Origin of the sequence: Cystobacter fuscus DSM 2262 (genome assembly GCF_000335475.2) — a bacterium.
Taxonomy (GTDB): domain Bacteria; phylum Myxococcota; class Myxococcia; order Myxococcales; family Myxococcaceae; genus Cystobacter; species Cystobacter fuscus.
In genome coordinates this window covers 119227-141819 of the sequence record NZ_ANAH02000004.1, presented here as the reverse complement: position 1 = coordinate 141819, position 22593 = coordinate 119227, and the positions used below count along the sequence as shown (strand labels likewise).

The following is a 22593-nucleotide window of genomic DNA, read 5'->3' as shown; positions in this document are numbered from 1 at the left end:
GACCCCGGGCGCTGATTCGGGCATGCCGGAGGACTCCACGCACCGGCTCCAGGGACGGGGCCCCACCCGGCGAAGGAAGTGCATGCGAGCCTGTCCGTGCTGCATGAAGATGCTGACGCCCGGCATCCTGGGGTTCGGGGGCCGACGCCTCACCGGGCACTGCGAGGCCTGTGGCGACGCCGTCTGCCAGGCGTGCCTGGGCCTCCACGTGCTGGAGGCCGGCGTCTTCCGCAAACGCGCGGGCATGTCCGGACAGGAGCGCGGGCACGTGAAGGGACGGGTGTGCCGCTCCTGTCTGTGGGAAGTCCTGACGGACCGGGGCGAGACGCCGCCCTTTGCGGCGCCTCGGGGACAACGCGAGCGCGCCGCTCGGGCCGCGCGGGAGGCCTGCGCCCACCCGGACGTGAAGCCGTGCATGGGCTTCTGCCCCGCCTGTGGTGACGAGGTCCCGTGGGAGGCCGAGCACGGCAACCCGTCCTGTGACGTCTGCGGCGCGCCCTCGCATCAGCGCTTCAACTGCTGCTGGGCCTGCGGCGAGTCGTTCGACGAGGAGAACGAGCCCTCCCCTGTCGCGCGGGGGTACCGGCTGGAGTTCGACTGTGACTCCAGCGAGTGCAGGGGGAAGCTGGCGTGGCTCATGCCGCACTGTCCGTGGTGTGGCGAGGCGAAGCGCTGGGAGCACGCGGAGGCTGGCGGCCTGGAGTGCGTGGAGTGCGAGAGCCGCCTCGACCGGGCGTGGGCCTTCTGCGTGCGCTGTGGCGAGGAGGCACCGCTGCCCGACGACTGTCCCCGGTGTGGGCTGGGGCTGGACGAGGCCTCCTCCGCCGCCCGCTGCGAGCAGTGTCACCACCTCGTGTGCGGAGACTGCTGTGACCTTCGCGCCGTCCCGGCGGAGTCCGGGGTGCGGCACGCACGGCTGCTGTGCTCCGAGTGTGGAGCGGGCTTCGCGCCGGCCGACGCGGCGGATGACGAGGAGGTCGAGCCCGAGGTGGAGGCCGAGGCCGAGCCTGGGCCGCGCGAGGAGGCTCCGCCGGAAGCACCACCGCCCTCGCCGTGGGAGGTGCTCGGCGTCGTGCCCGGAGCGCCGCTGGCGGAGGTGAAGCGGGCCTATCTGGCCCTGGTGGCGGGGTACCATCCCGACAAGGTCGCCCAGCTCGGGCCCAAGCTGCAGGCGCTGGCCCAGGAGGAGACGCGCCGCATCATCGAGGCCTGGGAGCAGGTCCGGAAGCAGGCGCGGCCCGGAGCCTGAGGCGGAACTCGATGTGTGCATCGACGACCTCGTTCCACGTCGGTTCGACCTGTCCGGAGAGCCGGCGCAGCGCGTCCATCTGCACCTGTAGAACCGACCCGGCGACCACGCGGAGGCGCTGAAGAAGATCACTTGCCCGACCCTCCTGCTGCACGCGAACTACTCATGGCTGGAGGACGGGACGCTCAACGGCGCGATGAGTCAGGACGACGCCAACACCGCCATTTCGCTCCTGTCGGGCGGTACTTACATGAAGGTCGACTCTGACCATGTCATCCACCTCGAGCATCCTGACGAGTTCGTCGACATCCTGAACGACTTCCTCCTCGGAACCGACGGCTGAGAGTCGGCGGGAGCGCGAGTTGTTGCGGCAGTCATCCCCGGGGTGCGACCTCCGAGAGATGCCTCCGGTGGGTTCATGGCACATCCCGCGAGCCCCCGGGCGGGTAGCTTTTCTCGGGCTCGGGAGGACGGGCCGCCGCGAGCAATTCCCGCCGATGGCGCAGGGGTGCCTTCACCGGATCCCACGTGCCACACAGCCAGGCGAGCGCCCGGGCTGGGGTGAGGAGGCGGAGGGCGAGCCGGCGTCCCCACCAGTACGAGTCTCCCAGCCGCTCGAGCGCCGCGCGCCGGACCTCGGGCGGCAGCGGCCCATCGAGCTGCGCCCTCTTTTCTCCAACGGCCGCAGCACCCGGTGCCGCACCACCTTCAGCAGCCGCTCCACCTGGGCGAGCGCGGCCCGTCCTCCTCCGAGGTCCTATCGCGGGCCGCGGTGTCGCGGAGAACGGCCTCTCGGTGCGGCGATCATGGCCTGTACGTCAGAACGCCATTGATGTTCACGATTCTCTCATCGAGAACCAGACTCGTTTCCTTGTAGCTCCCGTCCTTCTTCCTGCAGTTGAAGTACAGTTCGCTGTCGACGGCACCGAAGATCTTGAAATTGCACGACGTGTGGAACCCACCGCCGACCTGCCACCTGAGATTGCCATCATCGTTCACCAGATACTTGCTGAGATCGATCTCACTGTAGACGGATGTGCCATCGGCGCGTTTGCAATAGGCCGTGAGGTAACGGTCGTTCAAGAACGCTATACCCGAGCAGCTCTGCGAAAAGTTGCCGCTCAAGGCCTGTTCGACGTGGGCGATGTCTTCGTTGTCTTGCTCGGCGGGACCGCCGCAGCCGGCTTGTGCGAGCGCCAGGACCATGCCCGTCAGGAGTCCAGCCATGGGGTGCATCAATCGAGTCGAACTCTTGTCGCTGTTGCGCATGGTCGTCATGGTTTTCCTTGGAGGAAGCGTTCTCCCGTCGGGGGAAGAACGTGAGAGAGATTAACATGCGTGGAGACGGAAGGTCGCGGAAAACAGCCATGTTGGTTTGTTCTAGTTTTTCAGGAAACGAGATCGGGATGTTGATGTTTTTCTCGTGATTCAACAAAGCGATAAGAACTCGAATGCAAGCGATGTGAGACTGCGCTGCATGGAAGGATGAGAGGCCTGGCCTCCTGGGCCGCACCCGCTCAGGCGCCAGCACTCGGCCAGCAAGGCGTGGTCACTGGCCGCGAACACGTGGCGAGGAGCCGCTCGAGCTGCGTTGAGACGAAGGAGCCTCTCACGGGGAGTCGCTCACCTGCTGGTGTGGGCGCGGGGCGCCGCGCTCGCCTGCTTCATGCAGTACCTGAGAGCCAACCTGTCCAAGAAGGTGGGCAGGCTGGTGGACTGGAGCGGCGGCTTCTGGGAGAGGAGGTACTCGGCGGAGCCGGTGTTGGACGACACGGCGCTGGTGGGCCGGCTGCGCTACGTGCTGGCCCATGGGGTGAAGGAGGGGCTGGTGGAGAGGAGCGCCGAGTGGCCGGGCCTGACGTGTCTGCCGCAATTGCTGGGGTCGGCGCGGCGGCTGTTCCGTCCTCGGGGCGAGAGCGGTGAGGGCCCAGCACCCGCATACCCGGCCTGAGCACCTCAAGCGCAGCCCGCGACCTCTGGGGCATGCCTCCACGCGCCAGGCCCTGCGGGAGTGGCGTGAGCAGTACCGTGGCTTCGTCGCGGCGTTCCGAGAGGCGGCGGCTCGCTGGAGGCGGGGGGATTTCGCGGCGCCCTTTCCGCCTTTCTCCTTCCCGCCGTGGATTGTGCCAGAGCGTGTCGCTCGAGTTCTTTGACACCCTCGGCGGGGCTCTCCTCTCGGGCTCTCCTCTCCGGTGTTCGCTGGCCTCGGAACCTATCCATCAAACTCGACGTCGTAAGTCTGGACGATACCGTCCTCGTTGATTCTTCTCTCGCTCAAGAGTCGAACAGTCACTTTCCTCGACTTTTCCCAGAACGGGAAGCCGAGATCTCCCGACCAGAGACACATCTGCCCTCTATCGGTCCGAAACAACATGAAGCTTAAAATATCATAGCCTCCTTCCGTGCTCAGAGCCGAGTCCACGGCAAGTGCGATCTCGGGAGCGGCTGGCCCCAGATACAGGACGCTGTCCATGCGATGAGACCTTATCACGAACGTGCTCCCTTGCATCCAGCCCTGTTCCTCAAGGAACCGCATGTGCACGACATGCCGCATCGCCGGGTCAGGAGGAGGCATCAAGCTTGCGCCTAGCGTATCCAGGCGTCCCCTCAATTCGTGCTCTTCCAATTGAAAACACTTCATCGCCGTAGCCCTCGTTTCATCCTCGCGTGCAAGCCAAGCGACAACCGCCATGATCGCTATCAAGAAAAGCGCGGATAGCAGGCGCATGGCGAGTTTCTTGTCACGAGAGAAAGTCATGGCTTGAATTCGACCATCACTTGACTGAGACCGTGCGGTGTGTGGTGCGACACAGGCATTGCACGCGAACCGTTTTTACGCCAGAGAGCGAAACCATTCGTACCCTCCCCCCTGGAGCCCGTTCCAAAAAATGCATTCCCGTTCTCCGCCAGTCCCGGGTGGGGCAAAGCTTCATAGTGCTCCGAGAGATTGATGACCTGGGTCTCTTGCCCCTTTCGTTTGGATTTCAGCATCTTGGTGATGTGGTCGCTCTCCGCTGGATCCCTAATGACGTGGCGGTAGTAGGAACGCGTCATGAATGCATGTACGGTCACCTTGAATCGATCTGCCATTTTCTGGGCGAGACTGTCCCTGGGTTTGGCGTCTTCATCCTTCAAGAAAATCTCCGAGCTGCTCGCGTTGCCAGTGCGACACGCATAGGACCAAATCGAGCCATCTTCGACGAAGACGTCCGAGCGTATGCCCATCAGATTGCTCCTGTTCAGCGTTATATCGATGGAACCCTTGTAGTTCAGCGTTATCTCGCTCGGCAAGCCATGGCTGAAGAAAACCACGTCCTGTAGCTTCACTTGCGCCGTACAACCATCGACCTGAACCTCGGGGGTGTCGTTCATCGCCGCGATAATGTCCGCGGAAGTACTGAGCTTGACAATGGAGTGGCCGTGTCTGGCTCTCAAATCATCAAGTGGAAGCTTTTCAGGAAAAGTATAGTCCTTGTCGACATAGGCAATGGTTGTCATGTCGGCGGCACGGAGCGGGCCTCTTCCTTCGCCTGCCGTGTACCCCGGCGCGATGAACATCATCTTCCACCAGAAGCTGTCGTAAGACATCTCCGAGCCGATGAAGATGATATTCTTGCGCTTGATCTGCTTGGAGCAGTTCTGTACCAACTTCGCTGGATCGGAGTTGGCGCTTGGGGCCGTTTGCCTCTCCCCAGAGGACTTCTTCTCCAAGGCGCCCTGGTATGCTTCGAGCCACTCCCTACGGAGTGAGCTGTCCTTGCTCTCCATGGTCAGTGGTCTATCGCCATTCTTTGGAAGGACCGCGGCGTCAGCGGCAGCAACCGCCTCGGGATCGAGGGGAAATCGAGGGATCATCGAGCCAGGCCCCTGGTGGATTGTCGCCGAGAGACGAATACAAGGTACTGCGCGAGAAATTCGGACTTCCGCGTAGCATGGAGCATGGAGTCGCCGAGTATGGACGCAAGCGCGGGATCCTTGGGTACTTCCACCTCATGTGCGCCGAGAACAACACAAGCGTCGACGTAGAGCCTCATTTGAGACTCGGTACAAAACCCCCGTGCGCGAGCCTGAATGATCCACCGCTCGACGACGCCGTGGATGTCTTCTTGCCCATATCCAGCATCGCCGAGCTGGCTTCCAAATACCCGCCACACATCTTGTGCCGTCTGTCTTGTAAACTCGAGCAACCCACGGCGCCCCATGTCGTCAAGCTGAGCTGTGGTAATACGCAACATGTTCCCCCCTGCGGCAATTCTCCTGCTCGAGTGAGGATGCTATCTGGTGGGCTGGGGTCGCTGCAAGGAACAGTGCTGAAGAGCCAGGGCTTCTTCGTGGAGCGTACAGGCGGAATGGGGGCCGTGTGGAGGGAGAAGGCTGGAGCCGAGGGGGCGAGGAGGGCCGCGGACGGGTGTCATGAGGGCTGTGTGCCGGGCTGGAGGAGACGCGGTGCAGCCCCATGGGGCACACGCCGGCCCAGAGGGCCCCTGCAGGGGGTGGCCACAGGGGTGTGGGCGTCATTGGCCGCGTGACGGCTCGAGGCTCAACACCACTCGTGCTGGGGTGGCCCCCGCGCTACGGCCAGCGCAAGCAGGCCGCGTGGGCAAGCGGAGACGGTGTCAAAGGACTCGCTCCGGCCCAGGAGGAGACGCGCCGCATCATCGAGGCCTGGGAGCAGGTCCGGAAGCAGGCGCGGCCCGGAGCCTGAGGCGGAACCACGGCCCCGAGAGGGTGTCCCTGTCCCTCCCGAGAGCGAGCCGCCGCCTCTCGGAACACTGCCCCCATTCCGCCTATACGCCGATAAGCGCAGTGCATAGGCGGGATAGAAGCCCCTCACAGCCGAGGAGTCCGGCAAGGATGCCCACCACGAAGAAGATGCTCTGGCGACGTTTCACTCCGGACCCTCCCAAGCCCTGCCGGTTCCTGGAGTGTAGCGCTGTGGCGGTCCCTGTCGCTGCGCCTGGCCACCATGCTCTTCATGCTCGAGCGGTTGAGCACGCGGCGCAAGGCGTGGCGCTCGGCGGCGGCGAGTGTAGAGGCGCGTGGCACGCCCTGATACAGGAGGGGCGTGAACCTACCGGCTCGGAGGAGCCATGTCCCCCCTGCCTCTCGGCCTGCGCCTCCCGGTCGCTGGCTTCCTGCCGCTCTTCCCCATCCTCATCGGTGCCTGGGTCGCACGGGCGCATGGCATCTCCCCGAAGGCTTTTGGCGTCAACCTTGTGGCGGCTGCGCTCGGGATTGTCCTCGCGGCGCTCCTCAGTCGCCGCTCTTGGAATCAGCCGGACCGTCTGGCTCCGGTGTTGGCGGCGACGGCCCTCGCCCTGCTCGCCGCGACGCTCCTGTTCCCGTCGCTCGAGGGAGTCCATCGCTGGATCGCCCTCGGGCCTGTGCGGCTGAACGCTTCGGCGGTCACTGTACCCTGGATCCTGCTGGCACAGTGGATGCTCTTGAGTCAGGCCCGGCTCGGCCTCGCGCTGGGCCTCGTCGCCATGCCCCAGCTGCTCCACATCGCTCAACCCGACGCCGGGCAGGCCACGGCGTTCTCGGCGGGAGTGCTGGTCCTGTTCAGTACGACGCGCTCCATTCCCAGGGGATGGCGCGTCGCGGGGTGTGCCATCACCGTGATAGGCACCGCGTTCGCCTGGGGAAGAGCGGATCCGCTCAGCGCGGTTCCCCACGTCGAGCGGATCCTTCACCTCGCGGCGGACCAGGGAGTGCTCTGGCTCCTCGCCGCGCTCGTGGCGCTGGGGGGCCTCTTCTTGCCGGTCCCGGTGTTGGGGGCCGGCGCGGGGCACGTGCTCGGCTGGTACTCCGCGCTCGGCATCCTCCGCTACTCCATGACACCTCCCACTCGGTGAGGGGGTAGAGCCTTGCCCTCGGCGACGGTCTTCAGCTGGGCGAGCCCCTTCTCGAGGTCGCTGCCGAGCATCTTGTCCATGTTCATGAACAGGCCGAAGGCTTTGCCCAGGAAATTGTGGTTCCCAGCCATCGACCACGTGAACTGGATGAACGACACGGCCCCGACCTGCCCATGACGGATGCCCTGCCTCCGCGCTCGCCGACGTTGTAGGGCGAGCGTAGCCATCCCGGGTGGAGCAGGTGGACCCCTGGTGGCGCTCCCCGCGCACGGCCAGGGACGACGAACAGCCCCTGGTAAGGCCGGCCTGACAGGGGCTGGCATTTCCTCCCGCTACCTGTAATTCGACAACAAGGCCTGGATCCTCTGCATCCACGCCTGGTCTACACCTTCCATCCGCGTGTCGATGCCACTGCCGTTGAAGTTACAGAATGTATAGTAGCCATTGTTGGCCGCGTTCCTCAGCTTCGAATTCATGTAGTCGATATTCTGCTGAGCGTAATCGAGCCAGGCGGGATTTCCATCCCTCTGGTACAGCTTGATCATGGCCTGCGATCCCCAACCGGACCAGGCGGGATTCACCCTCCCGTCAGCGGTGTTGAAGATGTAGACATGATACGTGCTGTTCCACAGGGTGGTATTCATCTTGACACCCAGTGTTTGCGCCTTCGTGGTGTAGCTGTTGTCGCCCATGACCTGCGAATAGAGCAGGAACGCCTCCACCATGATGGCATTGTCATAGGTGAACTTCTCATTGTGCCGGACGCCAGCTCCCGCCCCATCGATCTTCCAGACATAGAGGCCGGTCGCGCTGTCATACATCCTGGCTTCCAGCCAGTTCTTGATGGAGACCGCCCAGTCCCGGTAGTAGGTCTGCCCGGTGATCTTGTACAGCCGCAAGAACAGTTGCAGGGCCAGACCATTGGACTGCGTGGGCTTGCTCTCCTTGACCGTGCTCCACCAGAACCCACCTCCATAGGTCGAGTCCCACTGGCCGCTGTACATGAGCCAGTTCGCGCAGGCCTTCGCGGAGTTCAAGTAGGCGGCTTGCGTGGCACCCGTCGTCACGTCATACGCATCCAGGTAGGCCACGCCCGTCAGGGCATTGTCATCCACATACTTATCCCCGCCACTCCCCGTCCCATTGATGTTGGCGGCCGCGAAATAGCCACCCAGGGTGTTCGCGCCATCCCACATGTTGTTCATCCACGCATAGGTACTATTCATGTACGTGGCGTATCTTGAATCCCCAGCCTGAATCATGGCCGCATCGGCATCAATCTGGCTGACATTGTACCACTCGTAAGCCGTGCCCGTGCTGGCCGTGGTATTCACCCTGTAGCTGTTGTAGCTCGTGAGCAGATTCCCCACGATGAAGTTGTGCGTCTCCTGCGCCTTCGTCCAATAGACCGAGCTCGCGCTATGGATGCCAATACCCTGGCCCGGCTGAGCCTCGGGCGTGGAGACCTGCGTAGCGAGGAGCGGCCTCCTGGGAGTCCAGGCGGCCTGAGCGCCCTGGAGCGAGAACAGGCCACACAACAGGGGCAGCAGCCGCGAGGCGGCGCTCACAGCACGCGTGCGTCGGAGAGGTCGGGTCATGGTCTTCTCCACGGAGCCGGCTCGAGGGGTCGAGTTCATGGTAAGGCCCATGTGAAAGTCATCTATACATGTTTTGCTCGATTTACAAGAGAAGCGGTGATGATGTAGCGCTGATTCGACCCGAGATGCTTCTGATTCCATCCGTGTCAGGGGAACGTCACGCCCTCCAGAACCACGCCCGCGTGGCCCTGTTCATCCCACAGCTTGAGGGTGAACGGGCCCCGGGACTCGCTCTCCGTCGCGTCCACCTCCACCACGAGGCGACCCATACTCCCAGGAGGAATCGGATCCAAGGACCACAGGGTCAAACCCGTGAGGCTTTGGCGAGCAGGGCCCACCAGGGAGGCCCCCTCGGGTGTCCAGGCCGTCTTTCCCTCGTTGAGCACGTTCACCTCCACGGCCACCCGGCCCCGCGTGCCGGGCTTGATGGCCCGGTAGCTGATACGCTGATTCGCCACCAGGATGGTTCCTGGACGAGGCACAACGTCTCCGAGCACTCGGGCCATGACACCGTGCTCCCCGTGCATAGGCGGGAGAGAAGCCAGGTTGAGGGTGAGGGCTGGAGCGGAGGGGCCGAGAAGGGCCTCTGGCGGGGTCAGCAAGGCCGCGCGCTGCGCCGGTCACGGGAGGGTGCAACCCCTTGGGGCACACCCCTGCCCTGGCCGCCCTCGCTCAAGCCCCCGGAAAGGTGTCAGACAACTCGTAGGGCGGGAGTTGTTGGAACGAGTCCTTTGACACCTTCTACGGCACCACCCGGCGCAGCTTCGGTTCCCGCCGCCTCCATCCTGGTTGGCGCATAAGAGGGATGGGGGTGCTGTTGAGGGGAAGAGAGGGGCCGAGGAGGGCCGCTGACGGGGCCGCCCGAGCGATGCGCCCGGCCGGTGGACAGGCCGCGCAGCGCCCTTGGGGTACGCGCCTGCCCAGGCCGCGCTCCTATCAGGTGCGTGGCAGGGGCCTGTTGGCTGTCTTGAGCCTCAACACCACGCGGCCTGGGGTGGCGCTCGCGCTGGGGCCAGGCGCGCACATGCCGTGGGCAAGCCCAGGTGTGGGCTTGCCCCGGTTACGCGGTGGACGTCTTGCGCAACGCGCACGCGGCATCATCGAACACCTTGCCAAGCACATCGTTCTGTAGACGGTACGCCTCCAGAAGTTTCGCGTCTTCCCGCTGTCCCACGTACTCAAGAGTGACAGCGGCGCCTATGCTACGGATGGCTTCCGGCGCTGCCACCATTCTCCGCGCTACGTCACGCAGCGCGGAACGTGCCTCGGGAGGAATCGCGGGAAACAGGCGCTCCCGGTGCAGGAGCAACAGGGTGAACAGGCGCTCGCAGAAATCGTTTTCCGCACCGGCCTGCGTCGCGGCCACGTCGATAATGGACCGGGCCATTGAGATGAACGAGGGAATCAGGCTTTCCAACTCGGTGGGCACCTCTTCGTCGAGAACCGTCAGTACCTCCGTCTTGTCCTCCAGGGGCACCAACCTGTCCTCGACCCACGCGCTCAACTCCTCGGGAGAACTCTCCAGCAGACGCAGAAGGGCATGCAGAGCCCTGGAGGTTGGTAAGGCAATTCGTTGAACGGCACCGCGAACGGCGGGTATCAGGTCCGGGTGACGCTTGTGCCAGAGTGCGTAGGCCAGATCATTCACATCGGTCTGGTCGGGCCCGCCCGTAGCTATGCGATTCAGCTTTCGCACGAGGGCTGCCCTTGCGCTGGCGCTCTTGATTTGTCCGAGCGCCTGGGTGATGACTTGCACCACTGCCGAGCCGTCGTGGTCGCCCCGAGCCTCTTCTACAACGAGTTGCTGTTCCAGGCGTCTGGTGCTCGTCGGGCCTCCCAGTTCTCCCAGCGCGAAGACCGCAGCCTGACGTACCTTCCCATCGGGAGACTCAAGCATCTCTTCCAGTGTGGCCCTGGCTTCGCGAGACCGTGCCTTGCCGAGCGTCGCCACCAAATGCCGTGCCCTCTCCTCATCCTCCCAGCGGAAGGCGTCGACCAGTTCTGACCGCCACTGCTCCTTTTCGAATTCCTGTGCCATGGTCCGCCACGGATTCCTTTCAAGGGGAGTTCACGCCGGGGGGAACGTATCTTCGGACCAGGGTTCCATCGAGCTTGTACAGCTCGTGAATGGCTCTGGGGTCCGCCCGGCGCATGGCTTCGAATGCCTCCAGCTCGCCGGGAAAGGTGTCAGACGATTTGTAGTCGGGGAAAACGGGTGGCGTGCCCTGGTCCCGAGTGGGGGCGGATCCACCCGTAGCGGCTTCGATCCCGCCGCCTCCACATTCAGAAGCTCAGCAGTCTCAAACCCATGTCCTCAGCCGGAGACAGGCTTGCTCCGTCCCGCTCGAGCCCGCGACTGCTTACGCTCTGCTGCGCTCTTGCGCGCGTGGGCGGCGATCTCCCGGTCGATCATGCGTTCCAGCTTACGCAGGAGCGCCTTGGGAAGAAACTCCGGGTACGTCCTGGGAAATCCCAGGTAGCCGTCATCGCTCCCCACCCACCGCAGGTCCTCTTCGTCCCCGTTCACCAGGTCCCCGGCGGCGCGGAGAGCGAGTTGCAGCGCCTGCATGGAGTCGATTCCCCAGAGTTCGAACAGCTCCCTCTTCCCCGAGTGCACCCACTCCACGCTGCACCTGTAGTTGCCTGTCCGCGAATCCCTGGCCGGTGCACGGACACGGATGGAGGCACGAGCGCCACCAGAACTCTTGAACTTGCGCTCCGCCAAGATGGGCCCAGTGGGTTTGTGGCCGCGCATCAGTCGAGTCACCGTGGTCATGGCGGAGACCTCTCGGCTTCCGAAGTAGTTGGAACAAATCCGCCGCCGTGCAACCCCCATGGCGGCGGAGAGCGGCGCGGTCGCTCAGGAGCGGGCGCCCGGCTCCAGCCAGGCGATGAGTTGGGGGAGGAAGGCCGTGAGGCCCTTGTAGTCACGCGTCTCGGGGGGGAGGGTGCGCAGCACGCCCGCGAGCAGCCGGCGCCGCTCGGGGTCCTCCACCTCGGTGGCCACCGGGGCGCGGTAGGTGTGGATGGTGAAGAGGATGGTGCCCGAGGCGGGCAGCACCGAGAGCGTCTGCCGCTCCAGCCGCAGGTAGCACTTCTCTCCGGCGTTGAGCGCGGTGACTTCCTGGCGCAGGTGGCGCCACTCGGGCTGCGTCCAGGGGGCGAGGTCGAGCTGTGGGGTGACGCTGATGCCCCAGTTGACGCGGGTGACGGGGCGGCCGGACTTGAGTCCGCGCATGAGGCGCACGGTGGCGCCGCCGAGCTGCTCGCCGAAGCCCGGCACGGTCGCGTGGATGTCGAGCACCGGGTGGCTCAGCTTGTCCTCGAGGCACCAGCCGGCGGGGAAGCAGAGCTGTCCGGCGATGAGGGGCAGGCCCTCGTGCGTGCCGTCCATGAGGAGGAGATCCTCCTGCACCTGGCGGCCGAGCCAGTCGAGCGGGGCGTGGGGGAGGCTGTCCGCTTCGCCCGGGATGAAGCGCGTGCGGGTGCCGAGCAGGTGGTTGTGCCAGTGCCAGGCGTCCCCCGTGCGCTCCAGGGTGAAGTGCCGGGGGTGCTGGTGGGCCATGAGTGGCAGCAGCTCGGTGACGGCCTCCCACTGCGCCGCGAGGGTGCGGGGCAGGGCGGCGAAGCGCACGTGCTGGGACTCGGCGAGCAGGGACTGCTTGAGCGCGAGCTCCTCGGCGTAGTGCGACTCCTCCACCTCGATGAGCGGCTCGCCCGGGCGGAGCGCGCGCACACCGAGCCGCATCGCGAAGACGTCTTGTTCGAAAGGAAAATAGGGCAACACGGCGTCGAGTCTAGAGGGTTGGGGCCCCCGTGCATGCTTCCGTCCTGGCGCCACCGTCGACGGGGTGACGGACGGGCGAGCGGACAGGCGGGCCCCCGGGTGCCCAGGGCTAGGACGAGACGGGCTGCGAGGTGGGGGGAGTGGCCTGCTCCCGTGTCCGGTGGCGTGCGTAGGTTTGCGCCACGGCGGGGGCCGAGACTGGGGGAGGTGTACCTCCACACGGCCCGTTCAGGGGAGACGAGCCATGAGCGGCACTGTCAGCGATTATCTGCTCTACCGGTTGAGCCAATGGGGCGTGCGCCGCATCTACGGCTATCCGGGTGACGGCATCAACGGCGTCATGGGCGCGCTGCGGCGCAACTCCGAGTTCCAGTTCATCCAATCGCGCCACGAGGAGATGTCGGCCTTCATGGCGTGCGCGCACGCGAAGTTCACCGGCGAGGTGGGCGTGTGCATGGCGACGTCGGGGCCGGGGGCCATCCACCTGCTCAATGGCCTGTACGACGCGAAGCTCGACCACCAGCCGGTGGTGGCCATCGTGGGGCAGCAGGCGAGCACGGCGCTCGGCGGCCACTACCAGCAGGAGGTGGACCTGTCGTCGCTCTTCAAGGACGTGGCGTCCGAGTACACCACGATGGTGACGCACCCCTCGGCCATCCGCCACGCGGTGGATCGGGCGATGCGCATCGCCCAGGCCGAGCGCACGGTGACGTGCATCATCCTGCCCAACGACATCCAGGAGCAGCCCTACGAGTCGCCGCCGATGAAGCACGGCACGGTGCACTCGAGCGTGGGCTACAGCGCGCCGCGCGTGGTGCCCCAGGAGCGGGACTTGCGGCGCGCGGCGGAGGTGCTCAACGCGGGCGGCAAGGTGGCGATGCTCGTGGGCGCGGGCGCGATGCGCGCGGTGCCGGAGATCCTCGAGGTGGCGGACCTCTTGGGCGCGGGCGTGGCCAAGGCGCTGCTGGGCAAGGCGGTGCTGCCGGATGACCTGCCCTTCGTGACGGGCGCCATCGGCCTGCTGGGCACCAGGCCGAGCTGGGACATGATGATGGGCTGCGACACGCTGCTCATGGTGGGCACGAGCTTCCCGTACTCGGAGTTCCTGCCGCCCGAGGGCCATGCGCGTGCGGTGCAGATCGATCTGGACGGGCGCATGCTGGCCATCCGCTACCCGGTGGAGGTGCCGCTCACGGGCGATTCGAAGGAGACGCTGCGCGCGCTCGTTCCGCTGCTCAAGCGCAAGGAGGACCGGAGCTGGCGCGAGGGGGTGGAGAAGAGCGTGCGCAAGTGGTGGAAGGTGTTGGAGGGCCAGGCGATGGTGGACGCCAACCCCATCAACCCTCAGCGCGTGTTCTCCGAGCTGTCGCCGAAGCTGCCGGACCGGGTGATCCTGGCGGCGGACTCGGGCTCGACGGCGAACTGGTTCGCGCGGGACTTGAAGATCCGCGGGGGGATGATGGCGTCCCTGTCGGGCAACCTGGCCACCATGGGCTGCGGGGTGCCGTATGCGATTGGAGCCAAGTTCGCCTACCCGGATCGGCCCGTCATCGCGATGGTGGGCGACGGGGCCATGCAGATGAATGGCAACAGCGAGCTCATCACCGTGGCCAAGTACTGGCGCGAGTGGAAGGATCCGCGCTTCATCGTCCTGGTGCTCAACAACCGTGATCTGAACATGGTGACGTGGGAGCAGCGGGTGATGAACGGCGACCCCGAGTACAAGGCGTCGCAGGAGATACCGGACTTCCCCTACGCGCGCTACGCGGACTCGATCGGCCTGCGCGGCATCCGCGTGGACAAGCCGGAGCAGATCGCCGGGGCGTGGGAGCGGGCGCTGGAGTCGGACCGGCCGGTGGTGCTGGAGGCGTACGTGGATCCGGACGTGCCGCCGCTGCCGCCGCACATCTCCGTGGAGCAGGCCAAACACTTCTCCGAGGCCATCCTCAAGGGTGACCCGAAGGCGGCGGGCATCATCAACCAGTCCATCAAGGCCATGGTGGAGAAGCTCAAGCCGCACAAGAGCTGACACGCGTCTCACCTCACACACCCATCACCCGCGGCTCGCGAGGCCGCAGAACAGGAGTGGTGCATGCAAGCGATGATCTACGAAGGGCCCTACCGCGTGTCGGTGGGCAAGAAGCCGGATCCGGTCATCCTCCACCCCAATGACGCCATCGTGCGGGTGACGCGCACGGCCATCTGTGGCTCGGACCTGCACCTGCTGCACGGGCTCGTCACGGACACGCGCGTGGGGTGCACGTTCGGCCACGAGTTCGCCGGCGTGGTGGAGGAGGTGGGCCGCTCGGTGCGCAACCTCAAGCCCGGGGACCGGGTGGTGGTGCCCTTCAACATCTCGTGCGGCAGCTGCTTCTATTGCAAGCGCGGCCTGTTCGCCAACTGCGAGAGCAGCAACCCCAACAGCGACCTGGCCTCGGGCGTGTATGGCTATTCGCACACCACGGGCGGCTTCGAGGGGGGCCAGGCGCAGTACGTGCGCGTGCCCTTCGCGGACGTGGGGCCGATGAAGATTCCGGACGACATGGAAGAGGAGGACGTGCTCTTCCTGAGCGACATCCTGCCCACGGGCTACCAGGGCGCGGAGATGGGCAACATCCAGCCGGGGGACACCGTGGTGGTGTTCGGCTGCGGCCCCGTGGGCATCTTCGCCCAGAAGTCCGCGTGGCTCATGGGCGCCGGGCGCGTCATCGCCGTGGACCACGTGCCGTACCGTCTGGAGTTCGCCAGGAAGTACAGCCAGGTGGAGACGCTCAACTTCAAGGAGGAGGAGGACATCATCACCACCTTGAAGGAGATGACGGACGGGCGCGGGCCGGACGTGTGCATCGACGCGGTGGGCATGGAGGCCGAGGGCGAGCTGATGAACAACCTCCTGGGCGTGAAGCTCAAGCTCCAGGCGGGCTCGCCCACGGCCATCAACTGGTCCATCAACGCCGTGCGCAAGGGCGGCACCATCTCCATCATCGGCGTGTACGGGCCCCCCTTCAACCTCATCCCCATCGGCACGGCGATGAACAAGGGCCTGACGATGCGCATGAACCAGTGCAACACCAAGCGCTACATGGGCCACCTGCTGGAGCACATCCGCGCGGGGCGCATCGACGCCAAGGGCATCATCACCCACCGCTTCCCGCTCGCCGAGGTGTCCAAGGCGTACGACATCTTCTCGGGCAAGAAGGACGGGTGCATCAAGTGCGTGCTGTTGCCGCACGGACACGCGTGAGGAGGCCGGACATGGCACAGCGAGAACACACGGAAATCAGGGGCTGGGGCGCGGACGAGGATCCGAGGAACCGGCCCGGAGTCCCCATGCTGCTCGAGCCCCGGGTGCGCGGGGGGGCGCACTGGGAGGAGCCCGAGCGCCAGCCACCTCCCGAGGTGCCCGTGCTCAAGCGCGCGTCGCTCGAGGAGCTGACGCCCGTCTTCAGCACCGCCATTCCCCCCAAGGGGCTGAGCGGGATTCTGCGGAGCGTGGCCTATGACATCCCCGAGCACCACTTCCGGCACGTGGCGCTGCTGCTGCTGGCGGACCGGGTGGACGTGCTGGAGTCGCGCCTGCGCACCCAGCCCCTGCGTGCCCTGGGCACGGTGCTGAGCCTGGCGGGCGGCGGCTGGCTGTTCAATCGGTTGCGCAAGTAGACACAAGTCGACAGAGGGCGGGCGCGGGGCGTCGCGAGCGGTATGCTCCGGGCCCATGCGCCTGCCCTGCCAACGCCACCTGTTCGACCTGCCCGAGGGCCTCACCTGGCTCAACTGCGCGTACATGTCGCCCCAGTCCCACGCCGTGACGGAGGCGGGGCGCGAGGCGGTAACGCGCAAGGCGAGGCCCTGGCAGGTGCGGCCCGAGGACTTCTTCACCGAGTCGGAAGCACTGCGCCGGCTCTTCGCGAGCCTGGTGGAGGCGGACGCGGAGGGCGTGGCGCTGGTGCCCTCGGTGAGCTACGGCATGGCGGTGGCGGCGTCCAACGTGCCGGTGCGCGTGGGCCAGCGCCTCTTGGTGCTCGCCGAGGAGTTCCCCTCCAACGTGTACCCCTGGCGGGAGCTGGCCGAGCGCTCGGGGGGACAGGTGGTCACCGTGCGCCGGCCTCCGGACGGAGACTGGACGCGCGCGGTGCTCGCCGAGCTGGACGAGCGCGCGGCGCTGGTGGCGTTGCCGCACTGTCACTGGACGGATGGGAGCCTGGTGGACCTGGAGCGCGTGGGCGCCCGGGCGCGCGAGGTGGGCGCGGCGCTGGCGGTGGACGCGACGCAGTCGCTGGGCGCGCTGCCGCTGAGCGTGGAGCGGGTGCGGCCGGACTTCCTCGTGACGGCGGGCTACAAGTGGATGATGGGGCCCTACAGCCTGGGCTACCTCTACGTGGCGCCGCGCTGGCGCGAGGGGAGGCCCCTGGAGCACAACTGGCTCACGCGCGCGGGCAGCGAGGACTTCTCGCGGCTGGTGGACTACCGGGACGACTTCCAGCCCGGGGCGCGCCGCTTCGACGTGGGCGAGCGCAGCAACTTCGCGCTCGTGCCCATGGCGCTCGCGGCCCTGCGCCAGTTGTCCTCCTGGGGCGTGGCGGACATCCAGGAGACGGTGGGCGCGCTGACGGCGCGGCTGGCGGCCGGGGCGCGCTCGATGGGGCTGGAGGTGGCGCCCGAGGGCCTGCGCGCCGGGCACCTCATGGGCCTGCGCAACCCCGGGGGCTATCCCCCGGACGTGACGGCGAAGCTCGCGGCGCGCCGGGTGTTCGTGAGCGTGCGCGGCGACAGCCTGCGCGTCTCGCCCCACCTGTACAACACGGAGGCGGACGTGGACCGCCTCCTCGAGGAACTGGACACGTTCGCGTGAGCGCGCGGGCTCACTCGAACTTGTAGTTCTTGGGCACCACGACGATGCCGCTGTCCGTCACCGTGAAGCCGCGCGCCTTGTCCGCCGCCAGGTCATGGCCAATCTTCGCGTGGGGCGGCATGCGCACGCCCTTGTCGATGATGGCGTTCTTCACCTGGGCGTGCCGGCCGATGTCCACCTCGTCGAAGAGCACCGAGCGCTCCACGAGCGAGTAGGAGTTCACCCGGACGCGGCGCGACAGGATGCTCTGGCGCACGGTGCCGCCGGAGATGATGCAGCCGCCGGCCACCATGGAGTCCAGCGCCCGCCCCATGCGCTCGCCCGCCTCGTGGACGAACTTGGCCGGGGGGCTGAACTCCACCGCGGTGCGCAGCGGCCACTCCGGGTTGAAGACGTCGAACTCGGGGTTGGCCGACACCAGGTCCATGCTGGCCTCGTGGTAGGCCTCGAGCGTGCCCACGTCGCGCCAGTACGTGTTGGCGCGGTCCTGGCCGGGGATGGGGTTGGAGTGAAAGTCATACGACTGGATGTGGTAGCCGTCGCGCAGCGCGCGCGGCAGCACGTCCTTGCCGAAGTCGTGCTGGCTGCCCTCGGTCTTCGCGTCGATCTCCAACAGCTCCTCGAGCACCTTCTTCTTGAAGATGTAGTTGCCCATGCTGGCCAGCGCGTGCGTGGGCTTGTGCGGCATGGGCGGGGGGTTCTTCACCTTCTCCTGGAAGTCGGTGATGCGGCCGCGCTCGTCGATCTGCATGACGCCGAAGCGGTGCGCCTCGGCGAGCGGCGTGGGGTAGGCGGCGATGGTGATGTCGGCGCGCGAGTCCTCGTGCAGCTCGAGCATGTGCGCGACGTTCATCTTGTAGATGTGATCACCCGAGAAGATGGCCACGTTGTCGGCGCGGTAGTTCTCCACCAGGTGCAGGTTCTGGTAGATGGCGTCCGCCGTGCCCCGGTACCACACCGGGCCCAGCTCCTCGTAGAGGTACATCTGCGCGGGCACGAGCGTGATGAAGTAGTCGGCGAGCAGCCCCGAGCCGAACCGCCAGCCGCGCTGGATGTGCTCGGTGAGCGACTGCGCCTTGAACTGCGTGAGCACGTAGATGGAGTAGACGCCCGAGTTGAGGAAGTTGCTCAGCGCGAAGTCGATGATGCGGAACTTCGAGCCGAACGGCACGGCGGGCTTGGAGCGTTTGGACGTCAAGGGCGCCAGGCGCGTGCCCTGGCCGCCGGCGAGAATCATTCCGAGGATGCGCTTGCTGCTCATTCGTGGGTGAACCCCCTCTGGGCGCGGCAGTATAGGAGGGTGTTCACGGAAGGCGCGGTTCTCTTCTCCTTCCTCGATTCATGGCGCATGGCGGCATGATTGGGGGCCCAACGCCACGCGTCACGTCCGCTCCGTTCCCGGGGGAGCGGCCAGCCACGCGAGGGCCGCCTGTCACCCGCGGGTGCGCTGATCATATTGCCCTCGGCGCACACACCACGGAATTTTCGGGAGGAGAGGCATATGACCAGGACCAGGCTGTTGTGGACCGGACTCGTCGCGGGGGCGATGGCGTTGGGGACGGCGTGCTCGTCGGACACGTCCGCCAGGCGCTCGGAGCCGGCCCCCGTTCCCCAGGTGGGGCAGCCCTCCGAGGTGGGCACGGGTGGCGCGGGGGATGACTCCGGGAAGGGCAACACGGGCGTGTATGACGACTACACGGTGCCGCAGGAGGATCGCGGGAGCACCGGGGGCTCGGGCTACGAGGATCCGGTGACCAACCCGGACGCGAGCGGCACGAGCAACTCCAAGGAGGACGTGCGCGACCAGGATCCCTCGCAGGAGCCGGGCACGGGCGGCTCCGGCTACGAGGAGGACAGCGAGATGTTCGAGGAGAGCCAGGAACTGGGCGGCAGCCGCTTCCCCGGGGACAAGGCCGTTCCCCAGCGCCTGTAGTCGCTGACGCGGGCCGCGCGCCTTCCCCGGAAGAGGGGGAGGCGTGAACGGGCCAACATCGCGGAAAACGGGGCGTGCCGCGGGGGCGCGCGGCGCTAGAGTGGCCGCGTGGCCCATCAATTCGCTGGCAAGCCCCCTCCTGATTCCATCCTCATCAACCCCGACACCCTGCGCTCGCAGTACTACTCGGAGCTGCCGGACGTGCGCGAGCCCGAGCAACGCGTGGCGTTTGGCACCTCGGGCCATCGTGGCTCGGCCGCGCGCCGCAGCTTCAACGAGGCGCACATCCTCGCTGTCGTCCAGGCCATCTGCGAGTACCGGGAGAAGCAGGGCATCAACGGCCCGTTGTTCCTGGGCATGGACACGCACGCGCTGAGCGAGCCCGCGCAGCGCACGACGCTCGAGGTGCTCGCGGCCAACGAGGTGCGCGTGCGCTACACGCCCGGCGCGACGCCCACGCCCGTCATCTCCCACGCCATCCTCACCTACAACCGGGGGCGGCAGACGGGCCTGGCCGACGGCATCGTCATCACCCCCTCGCACAACCCGCCCGAGGACGGTGGCATCAAGTACAACCCGCCCAACGGCGGCCCGGCGGACACCAACATCACGAGCTGGATGGAGAAGCGCGCCAACGATCTGCTCGGCTCGGGCAACGCGGCGGTGCGGCGCATGCCCTTCGAGCGCGCGCAGAACGTGGCCCACCTGGAGCGCTACGACTTCATCACCCCGTACGTGGAGGACTTGCGCAACGTGGTGGACCTGGACGTGGTGCGCGGGGCGAAGCTGTCGATCGGCGCGGATCCGCTGGGCGGCTCGAACCTGGACTACTGGGAGCCGATTGCCGCGCGCTACGGGCTCAACCTCCAGGTGGTGAACAAGACGGTGGACCCCACCTTCCGCTTCATGCGCGTGGACCATGACGGGAAGATCCGCATGGACTGCTCGTCGCCCTACGCCATGGCGGGGCTGGTGGAGCTCAAGGACCGCTACGACATCGCGTTCGGCAACGACACGGACTCGGACCGGCACGGCATCGTGACGCGGAGCGTGGGGTTGATGAACCCCAACCACTACCTGTCCGTGGCCATCAGCTACCTCTATCGCAACCGGCCCCAGTGGAAGCAGGACGTGGGGGTGGGCAAGACGCTGGTGAGCAGCAGCATGATCGACCGCGTGGCGCAGGACTTGGGCCGGCGCGTGGTGGAAGTGCCGGTGGGCTTCAAGTGGTTCGTGGATGGGCTCCTGGATGGCTCGCTGGGCTTTGGCGGCGAGGAGAGCGCGGGCGCGTCCTTCCTGCGTCAGGACGGTACCGTCTGGACCACCGACAAGGACGGCATCATCCTGGACCTGCTGGCGGTGGAGATATTGGCGCGCACGGGCAAGGACCCGGGCGTGCACTACCAGGAGCTGACGAAGAAGTTCGGCGCGCCGCTGTACACGCGGATTGATCAACCGGCCACGTCGGCGCAGAAGGCGGTGCTCAAGAAGCTGTCGCCGGAGGCGGTGCGGGCGACGACGCTCGCGGGCGAGCCCATCACCCAGCGGCTCACGCGCGCGCCGGGGAACAACGCGGAGCTGGGCGGGCTCAAGGTGGTGGCGGACAACGGGTGGTTCGCCGCGCGGCCCTCGGGTACGGAGGACGTGTACAAGATCTACGCGGAGAGCTTCCGGGACCAGGCGCACCTGGACGCGCTGGTGAACGAGGCGCGGCAGATCGTCGGCGACGCGTTCTCGCGCGGCTGAGGTCCGAGGGGCGGGAGACTCATGACGACTCCCGCCCCGAAGACGTGCGCGGTCTGTGGGCGGAGCATCACCTGGCGCAAGAAGTGGGAGAAGGACTGGGAGCAGGTGCGCTACTGCTCCGAGCGGTGCAGGCGCCGGAAGGATGCGGGGCGCCAGGATGAGCTCGAGCGGCGCATCCTGGAGATGCTGGCCACGCGGGCGAGGGGGGCGACGATGTGTCCCTCGGAGGTGGCGCGGGCCGGGGGAGGGGAGGACTGGCGCGAGCGGATGGAGCCGGTGCGCGAGGCGGCCCGGCGGCTGGTGGCGCGGGGCGAGGTGGAGATCCTCCAGGGCGGCCGGGTGGTGGACCCGTCGACGGCCCGAGGGCCCATCCGCCTGCGGCTGCGTGGTTAGGGAATGCTGGCAGGTTCGCTCGTGAAGAGTGCATCAAACAGCGTGGTATGTGGAGGTTCTTTGGACTCCACGAACAGAGGAATGGGAGTTCGCGCGATATCACTCGGAACCGCGCTGAATCCAAAAGTCTCCTCGATCTTCCTGGAGATTACACGGACTGGGAAGTCCATACCTGGACGCGTGGGCTCGAAAATGGCTTTGAACTGACTTCGCTTGCCATCGGTGTGATCATATTCTACGGCATACACGGTATACACGGGGGCCAGGATGCTGATGCACCCAACGATGGACCAGTTGTATCGTGGTAGCTGGGTGCACAAGATTGGGTATGCGATGAGGCGGAAGCCAGCATCCGCCGTGCTTCCCATGAGCTTGAGTTCGAACCCAGGAAGCGAGTGCTGGAGATCATCCCGGAACGACCACCAGCGCTCAACGTTTTCAAGCTCCCGGGTCCAGGTTGCCTGGAGTCTTTCGGTCCTGGGGCTCGTCTCTTGTCGAAGATAGAAGTCCTTGCTCGAATCCCAGTAGTTGTTTGCGATGGCCAGTAGCTTTTCCGCCGAGAGCGTCATGGGGTGAGGGGGACTAGGGAATGAGTTCGCCAAAGATGACGGGCTTGGTGCTTGGGGCACATGTTGTTACAACGCGCGAGCCTGGAATCGCGGCTCCCAATTTCAGGCGGTAGGCTGCTTTGAAGCTTTCGCACAAGAGTCCAAGCGGAGGTTCAGGTTCCTTCGATGCCGCTTCAAGCACGACGTATGCGGCCGCGTTGGCGCAATCAGCCGCGATGCGCTGAGCAAGAGGCACGGAGATGGGTCCTTCCTTGTTCTCCATGGGGACTTCAACGCCAAACTTGCAGAAGAATTCACCTGTCGTTCCATTCCTGACTCTTGCATGAACACAGGCAGCTCGCCAACCGCCAGCGCCGGGTACTCGTTGATTGACGATCGTGGTGAACTGGAAGTGGCTGGGTTGGATTTGTCCTGTAATGGGTACGCATCCGAGACACAGCACGAGCGGCAGTAGCAGGTACACGCGAGCCCCAGCCGGCACACGGTGTAGATGCCCGTCATCACCGCGATGAAGGAAGGCCGTCGACTGTCCTCTCGGCTAGTCCACTTGATTTACCCCCAGTCCTCAGGCGCGGATGATGCCCTCCTCGCGCATCCGGGTCAGCTCCCGC

24 protein-coding genes are annotated in these 22593 nt (G+C 66.1%); 12 read left to right on the top strand and 12 right to left on the bottom strand.

Translation table 11 applies throughout. The features are described from left to right. Positions 1–82 precede the first annotated feature (82 nt). Positions 83–1249 carry a J domain-containing protein gene (locus D187_RS05175; RefSeq protein WP_245591611.1) on the top strand — a complete coding sequence of 389 codons (1167 nt, stop codon included), beginning with the start codon at positions 83–85 and terminating at the stop codon, positions 1247–1249. A 196-nt stretch (positions 1250–1445) separates the two neighbouring features. Further along, positions 1446–1592 (top strand): hypothetical protein, encoded by a 147-nt coding sequence (locus D187_RS54695; RefSeq protein ID WP_002631465.1) that lies wholly within the window; start codon positions 1446–1448, stop codon positions 1590–1592. Positions 1593–2053: 461 nt separating this feature from the next. Here the strand turns inward: D187_RS54695 and D187_RS05170 are convergent, their stop codons facing one another. Next, positions 2054–2527, bottom strand: a complete 474-nt coding sequence (locus D187_RS05170; protein WP_002631466.1) for a mannose-binding lectin — start codon at positions 2525–2527, stop codon at positions 2054–2056. A 313-nt stretch (positions 2528–2840) separates the two neighbouring features. On the opposite strand from D187_RS05170, the gene D187_RS57445 reads away from it, so the two are divergent. Further along, positions 2841–3200, top strand: a complete 360-nt coding sequence (locus D187_RS57445; protein WP_245591610.1) for a hypothetical protein — start codon at positions 2841–2843, stop codon at positions 3198–3200. Between the two features lie 261 nt (positions 3201–3461). Here the strand turns inward: D187_RS57445 and D187_RS05160 are convergent, their stop codons facing one another. Continuing rightward, complete coding sequence (locus D187_RS05160; protein ID WP_155893178.1) at positions 3462–3977, bottom strand: hypothetical protein; 516 nt, start codon at positions 3975–3977, stop codon at positions 3462–3464. Positions 3978–4003: 26 nt separating this feature from the next. After that, a complete protein-coding gene (locus D187_RS05155) occupies positions 4004–5104 on the bottom strand; it encodes a hypothetical protein (protein ID WP_155893177.1) in 1101 nt (366 codons plus the stop codon). A gap of 697 nt (positions 5105–5801) precedes the next feature. Here D187_RS05155 and D187_RS54690 point away from each other — a divergent pair. Further along, positions 5802–5954, top strand: coding sequence for a hypothetical protein (locus D187_RS54690; protein ID WP_002631468.1), 153 nt, complete (start codon positions 5802–5804; stop codon positions 5952–5954). Between the two features lie 385 nt (positions 5955–6339). Continuing rightward, entirely contained in the window at positions 6340–7104 is a 765-nt protein-coding gene (locus D187_RS05145; protein WP_020917787.1) for an FtsW/RodA/SpoVE family cell cycle protein, read from the top strand. Here the strand turns inward: D187_RS05145 and D187_RS05140 are convergent. The 6 genes from D187_RS05140 to D187_RS05110 all read right to left on the bottom strand — a co-directional run bounded on the left by D187_RS05140 (position 7077) and on the right by D187_RS05110 (position 12489). Further along, complete coding sequence (locus D187_RS05140; protein WP_002631470.1) at positions 7077–7262, bottom strand: SRPBCC family protein; 186 nt, start codon at positions 7260–7262, stop codon at positions 7077–7079. The two genes, D187_RS05145 and D187_RS05140, sit on opposite strands and share 28 nt — an antisense overlap. Positions 7263–7436: 174 nt before the next feature. Next, on the bottom strand, positions 7437–8702 hold the full coding sequence (locus D187_RS05135) for a glycoside hydrolase family 76 protein (protein WP_155893176.1): 1266 nt from the start codon (positions 8700–8702) through the stop codon (positions 7437–7439). Positions 8703–8848: 146 nt separating this feature from the next. Further along, complete coding sequence (locus D187_RS05130; protein WP_081713567.1) at positions 8849–9229, bottom strand: DUF2381 family protein; 381 nt, start codon at positions 9227–9229, stop codon at positions 8849–8851. Between the two features lie 533 nt (positions 9230–9762). Beyond that, positions 9763–10740, bottom strand: a complete 978-nt coding sequence (locus D187_RS51910) for a HEAT repeat domain-containing protein (RefSeq protein ID WP_020917785.1) — start codon at positions 10738–10740, stop codon at positions 9763–9765. A gap of 276 nt (positions 10741–11016) precedes the next feature. Further along, on the bottom strand, positions 11017–11478 hold the full coding sequence (locus tag D187_RS05115) for a DUF6968 family protein (protein ID WP_245591609.1): 462 nt from the start codon (positions 11476–11478) through the stop codon (positions 11017–11019). 84 nt (positions 11479–11562) lie between these two features. Further along, on the bottom strand, positions 11563–12489 hold the full coding sequence (locus D187_RS05110) for a heme-dependent oxidative N-demethylase family protein (protein ID WP_002630251.1): 927 nt from the start codon (positions 12487–12489) through the stop codon (positions 11563–11565). Positions 12490–12733: 244 nt separating this feature from the next. Here D187_RS05110 and D187_RS05105 point away from each other — a divergent pair, with 244 nt between their 5' ends. From D187_RS05105 to D187_RS05090, 4 genes are all read left to right on the top strand, one after another. Then, positions 12734–14518, top strand: a complete 1785-nt coding sequence (locus D187_RS05105; protein ID WP_002630253.1) for a thiamine pyrophosphate-requiring protein — start codon at positions 12734–12736, stop codon at positions 14516–14518. A 63-nt stretch (positions 14519–14581) separates the two neighbouring features. Continuing rightward, a complete protein-coding gene (locus D187_RS05100; RefSeq protein ID WP_002630254.1) occupies positions 14582–15733 on the top strand; it encodes a zinc-dependent alcohol dehydrogenase in 1152 nt (383 codons plus the stop codon). Positions 15734–15744: 11 nt separating this feature from the next. Continuing rightward, on the top strand, positions 15745–16149 hold the full coding sequence (locus D187_RS05095; RefSeq protein ID WP_002630255.1) for a hypothetical protein: 405 nt from the start codon (positions 15745–15747) through the stop codon (positions 16147–16149). Between the two features lie 55 nt (positions 16150–16204). Further along, complete coding sequence (locus D187_RS05090; protein ID WP_002630256.1) at positions 16205–17341, top strand: aminotransferase class V-fold PLP-dependent enzyme; 1137 nt, start codon at positions 16205–16207, stop codon at positions 17339–17341. A 10-nt stretch (positions 17342–17351) separates the two neighbouring features. Here the strand turns inward: D187_RS05090 and glgC are convergent, their stop codons facing one another. Beyond that, positions 17352–18602: a glucose-1-phosphate adenylyltransferase gene (glgC, locus tag D187_RS05085; RefSeq protein ID WP_002630257.1), complete on the bottom strand. Its 1251-nt coding sequence runs from the start codon at positions 18600–18602 to the stop codon at positions 17352–17354. A 240-nt stretch (positions 18603–18842) separates the two neighbouring features. Between glgC and D187_RS05080 the strand changes: the two genes are divergently transcribed. The 3 genes from D187_RS05080 (at position 18843) to D187_RS05070 (ending at position 21413) form a co-directional block, all read left to right on the top strand. Next, the gene (locus tag D187_RS05080) at positions 18843–19274 is read left to right on the top strand and encodes a hypothetical protein (RefSeq protein ID WP_002630258.1); all 432 of its coding nucleotides are present in this window, start codon (positions 18843–18845) and stop codon (positions 19272–19274) included. A gap of 108 nt (positions 19275–19382) precedes the next feature. Then, positions 19383–21020 (top strand): phosphoglucomutase (alpha-D-glucose-1,6-bisphosphate-dependent), encoded by a 1638-nt coding sequence (pgm, locus tag D187_RS05075; protein ID WP_002630259.1) that lies wholly within the window; start codon positions 19383–19385, stop codon positions 21018–21020. 21 nt (positions 21021–21041) lie between these two features. Next, on the top strand, positions 21042–21413 hold the full coding sequence (locus D187_RS05070) for a DUF2256 and DUF3253 domain-containing protein (protein WP_002630260.1): 372 nt from the start codon (positions 21042–21044) through the stop codon (positions 21411–21413). On the opposite strand, the gene D187_RS05065 is transcribed toward D187_RS05070, so the two are convergent. Beyond that, the gene (locus D187_RS05065; protein ID WP_020917784.1) at positions 21410–21982 is read right to left on the bottom strand and encodes a hypothetical protein; all 573 of its coding nucleotides are present in this window, start codon (positions 21980–21982) and stop codon (positions 21410–21412) included. The genes D187_RS05070 and D187_RS05065 overlap by 4 nt on opposite strands. Positions 21983–21995: 13 nt before the next feature. Beyond that, a complete protein-coding gene (locus D187_RS54680; protein ID WP_020917783.1) occupies positions 21996–22244 on the bottom strand; it encodes a hypothetical protein in 249 nt (82 codons plus the stop codon). Positions 22245–22593: the final 349 nt, after the last annotated feature.

What these genes read in the sequence shown, in the direction of transcription:
- D187_RS05130 (WP_081713567.1), bottom strand. Translation starts at nt 9,229, where the DNA reads ATGCACGGGGAGCACGGTGTCATGGCCCGAGTGCTCGGAGACGTTGTG.
- D187_RS05080 (WP_002630258.1), top strand. Translation starts at nt 18,843, where the DNA reads ATGACCAGGACCAGGCTGTTGTGGACCGGACTCGTCGCGGGGGCGATG.
- D187_RS05090 (WP_002630256.1), top strand. Translation starts at nt 16,205, where the DNA reads ATGCGCCTGCCCTGCCAACGCCACCTGTTCGACCTGCCCGAGGGCCTC.
- D187_RS51910 (WP_020917785.1), bottom strand. Translation starts at nt 10,740, where the DNA reads ATGGCACAGGAATTCGAAAAGGAGCAGTGGCGGTCAGAACTGGTCGAC.
- D187_RS05175 (WP_245591611.1), top strand. Translation starts at nt 83, where the DNA reads ATGCGAGCCTGTCCGTGCTGCATGAAGATGCTGACGCCCGGCATCCTG.
- D187_RS05095 (WP_002630255.1), top strand. Translation starts at nt 15,745, where the DNA reads ATGGCACAGCGAGAACACACGGAAATCAGGGGCTGGGGCGCGGACGAG.
- glgC (WP_002630257.1), bottom strand. Translation starts at nt 18,602, where the DNA reads ATGAGCAGCAAGCGCATCCTCGGAATGATTCTCGCCGGCGGCCAGGGC.
- D187_RS54680 (WP_020917783.1), bottom strand. Translation starts at nt 22,244, where the DNA reads ATGGAGAACAAGGAAGGACCCATCTCCGTGCCTCTTGCTCAGCGCATC.
- D187_RS05160 (WP_155893178.1), bottom strand. Translation starts at nt 3,977, where the DNA reads ATGCGCCTGCTATCCGCGCTTTTCTTGATAGCGATCATGGCGGTTGTC.
- D187_RS05115 (WP_245591609.1), bottom strand. Translation starts at nt 11,478, where the DNA reads ATGACCACGGTGACTCGACTGATGCGCGGCCACAAACCCACTGGGCCC.
- D187_RS05145 (WP_020917787.1), top strand. Translation starts at nt 6,340, where the DNA reads ATGTCCCCCCTGCCTCTCGGCCTGCGCCTCCCGGTCGCTGGCTTCCTG.
- D187_RS05155 (WP_155893177.1), bottom strand. Translation starts at nt 5,104, where the DNA reads ATGATCCCTCGATTTCCCCTCGATCCCGAGGCGGTTGCTGCCGCTGAC.
- D187_RS05100 (WP_002630254.1), top strand. Translation starts at nt 14,582, where the DNA reads ATGCAAGCGATGATCTACGAAGGGCCCTACCGCGTGTCGGTGGGCAAG.
- D187_RS05170 (WP_002631466.1), bottom strand. Translation starts at nt 2,527, where the DNA reads ATGACGACCATGCGCAACAGCGACAAGAGTTCGACTCGATTGATGCAC.
- D187_RS05070 (WP_002630260.1), top strand. Translation starts at nt 21,042, where the DNA reads ATGACGACTCCCGCCCCGAAGACGTGCGCGGTCTGTGGGCGGAGCATC.
- D187_RS05135 (WP_155893176.1), bottom strand. Translation starts at nt 8,702, where the DNA reads ATGACCCGACCTCTCCGACGCACGCGTGCTGTGAGCGCCGCCTCGCGG.
- D187_RS05065 (WP_020917784.1), bottom strand. Translation starts at nt 21,982, where the DNA reads ATGACGCTCTCGGCGGAAAAGCTACTGGCCATCGCAAACAACTACTGG.
- D187_RS54695 (WP_002631465.1), top strand. Translation starts at nt 1,446, where the DNA reads ATGAGTCAGGACGACGCCAACACCGCCATTTCGCTCCTGTCGGGCGGT.
- D187_RS05105 (WP_002630253.1), top strand. Translation starts at nt 12,734, where the DNA reads ATGAGCGGCACTGTCAGCGATTATCTGCTCTACCGGTTGAGCCAATGG.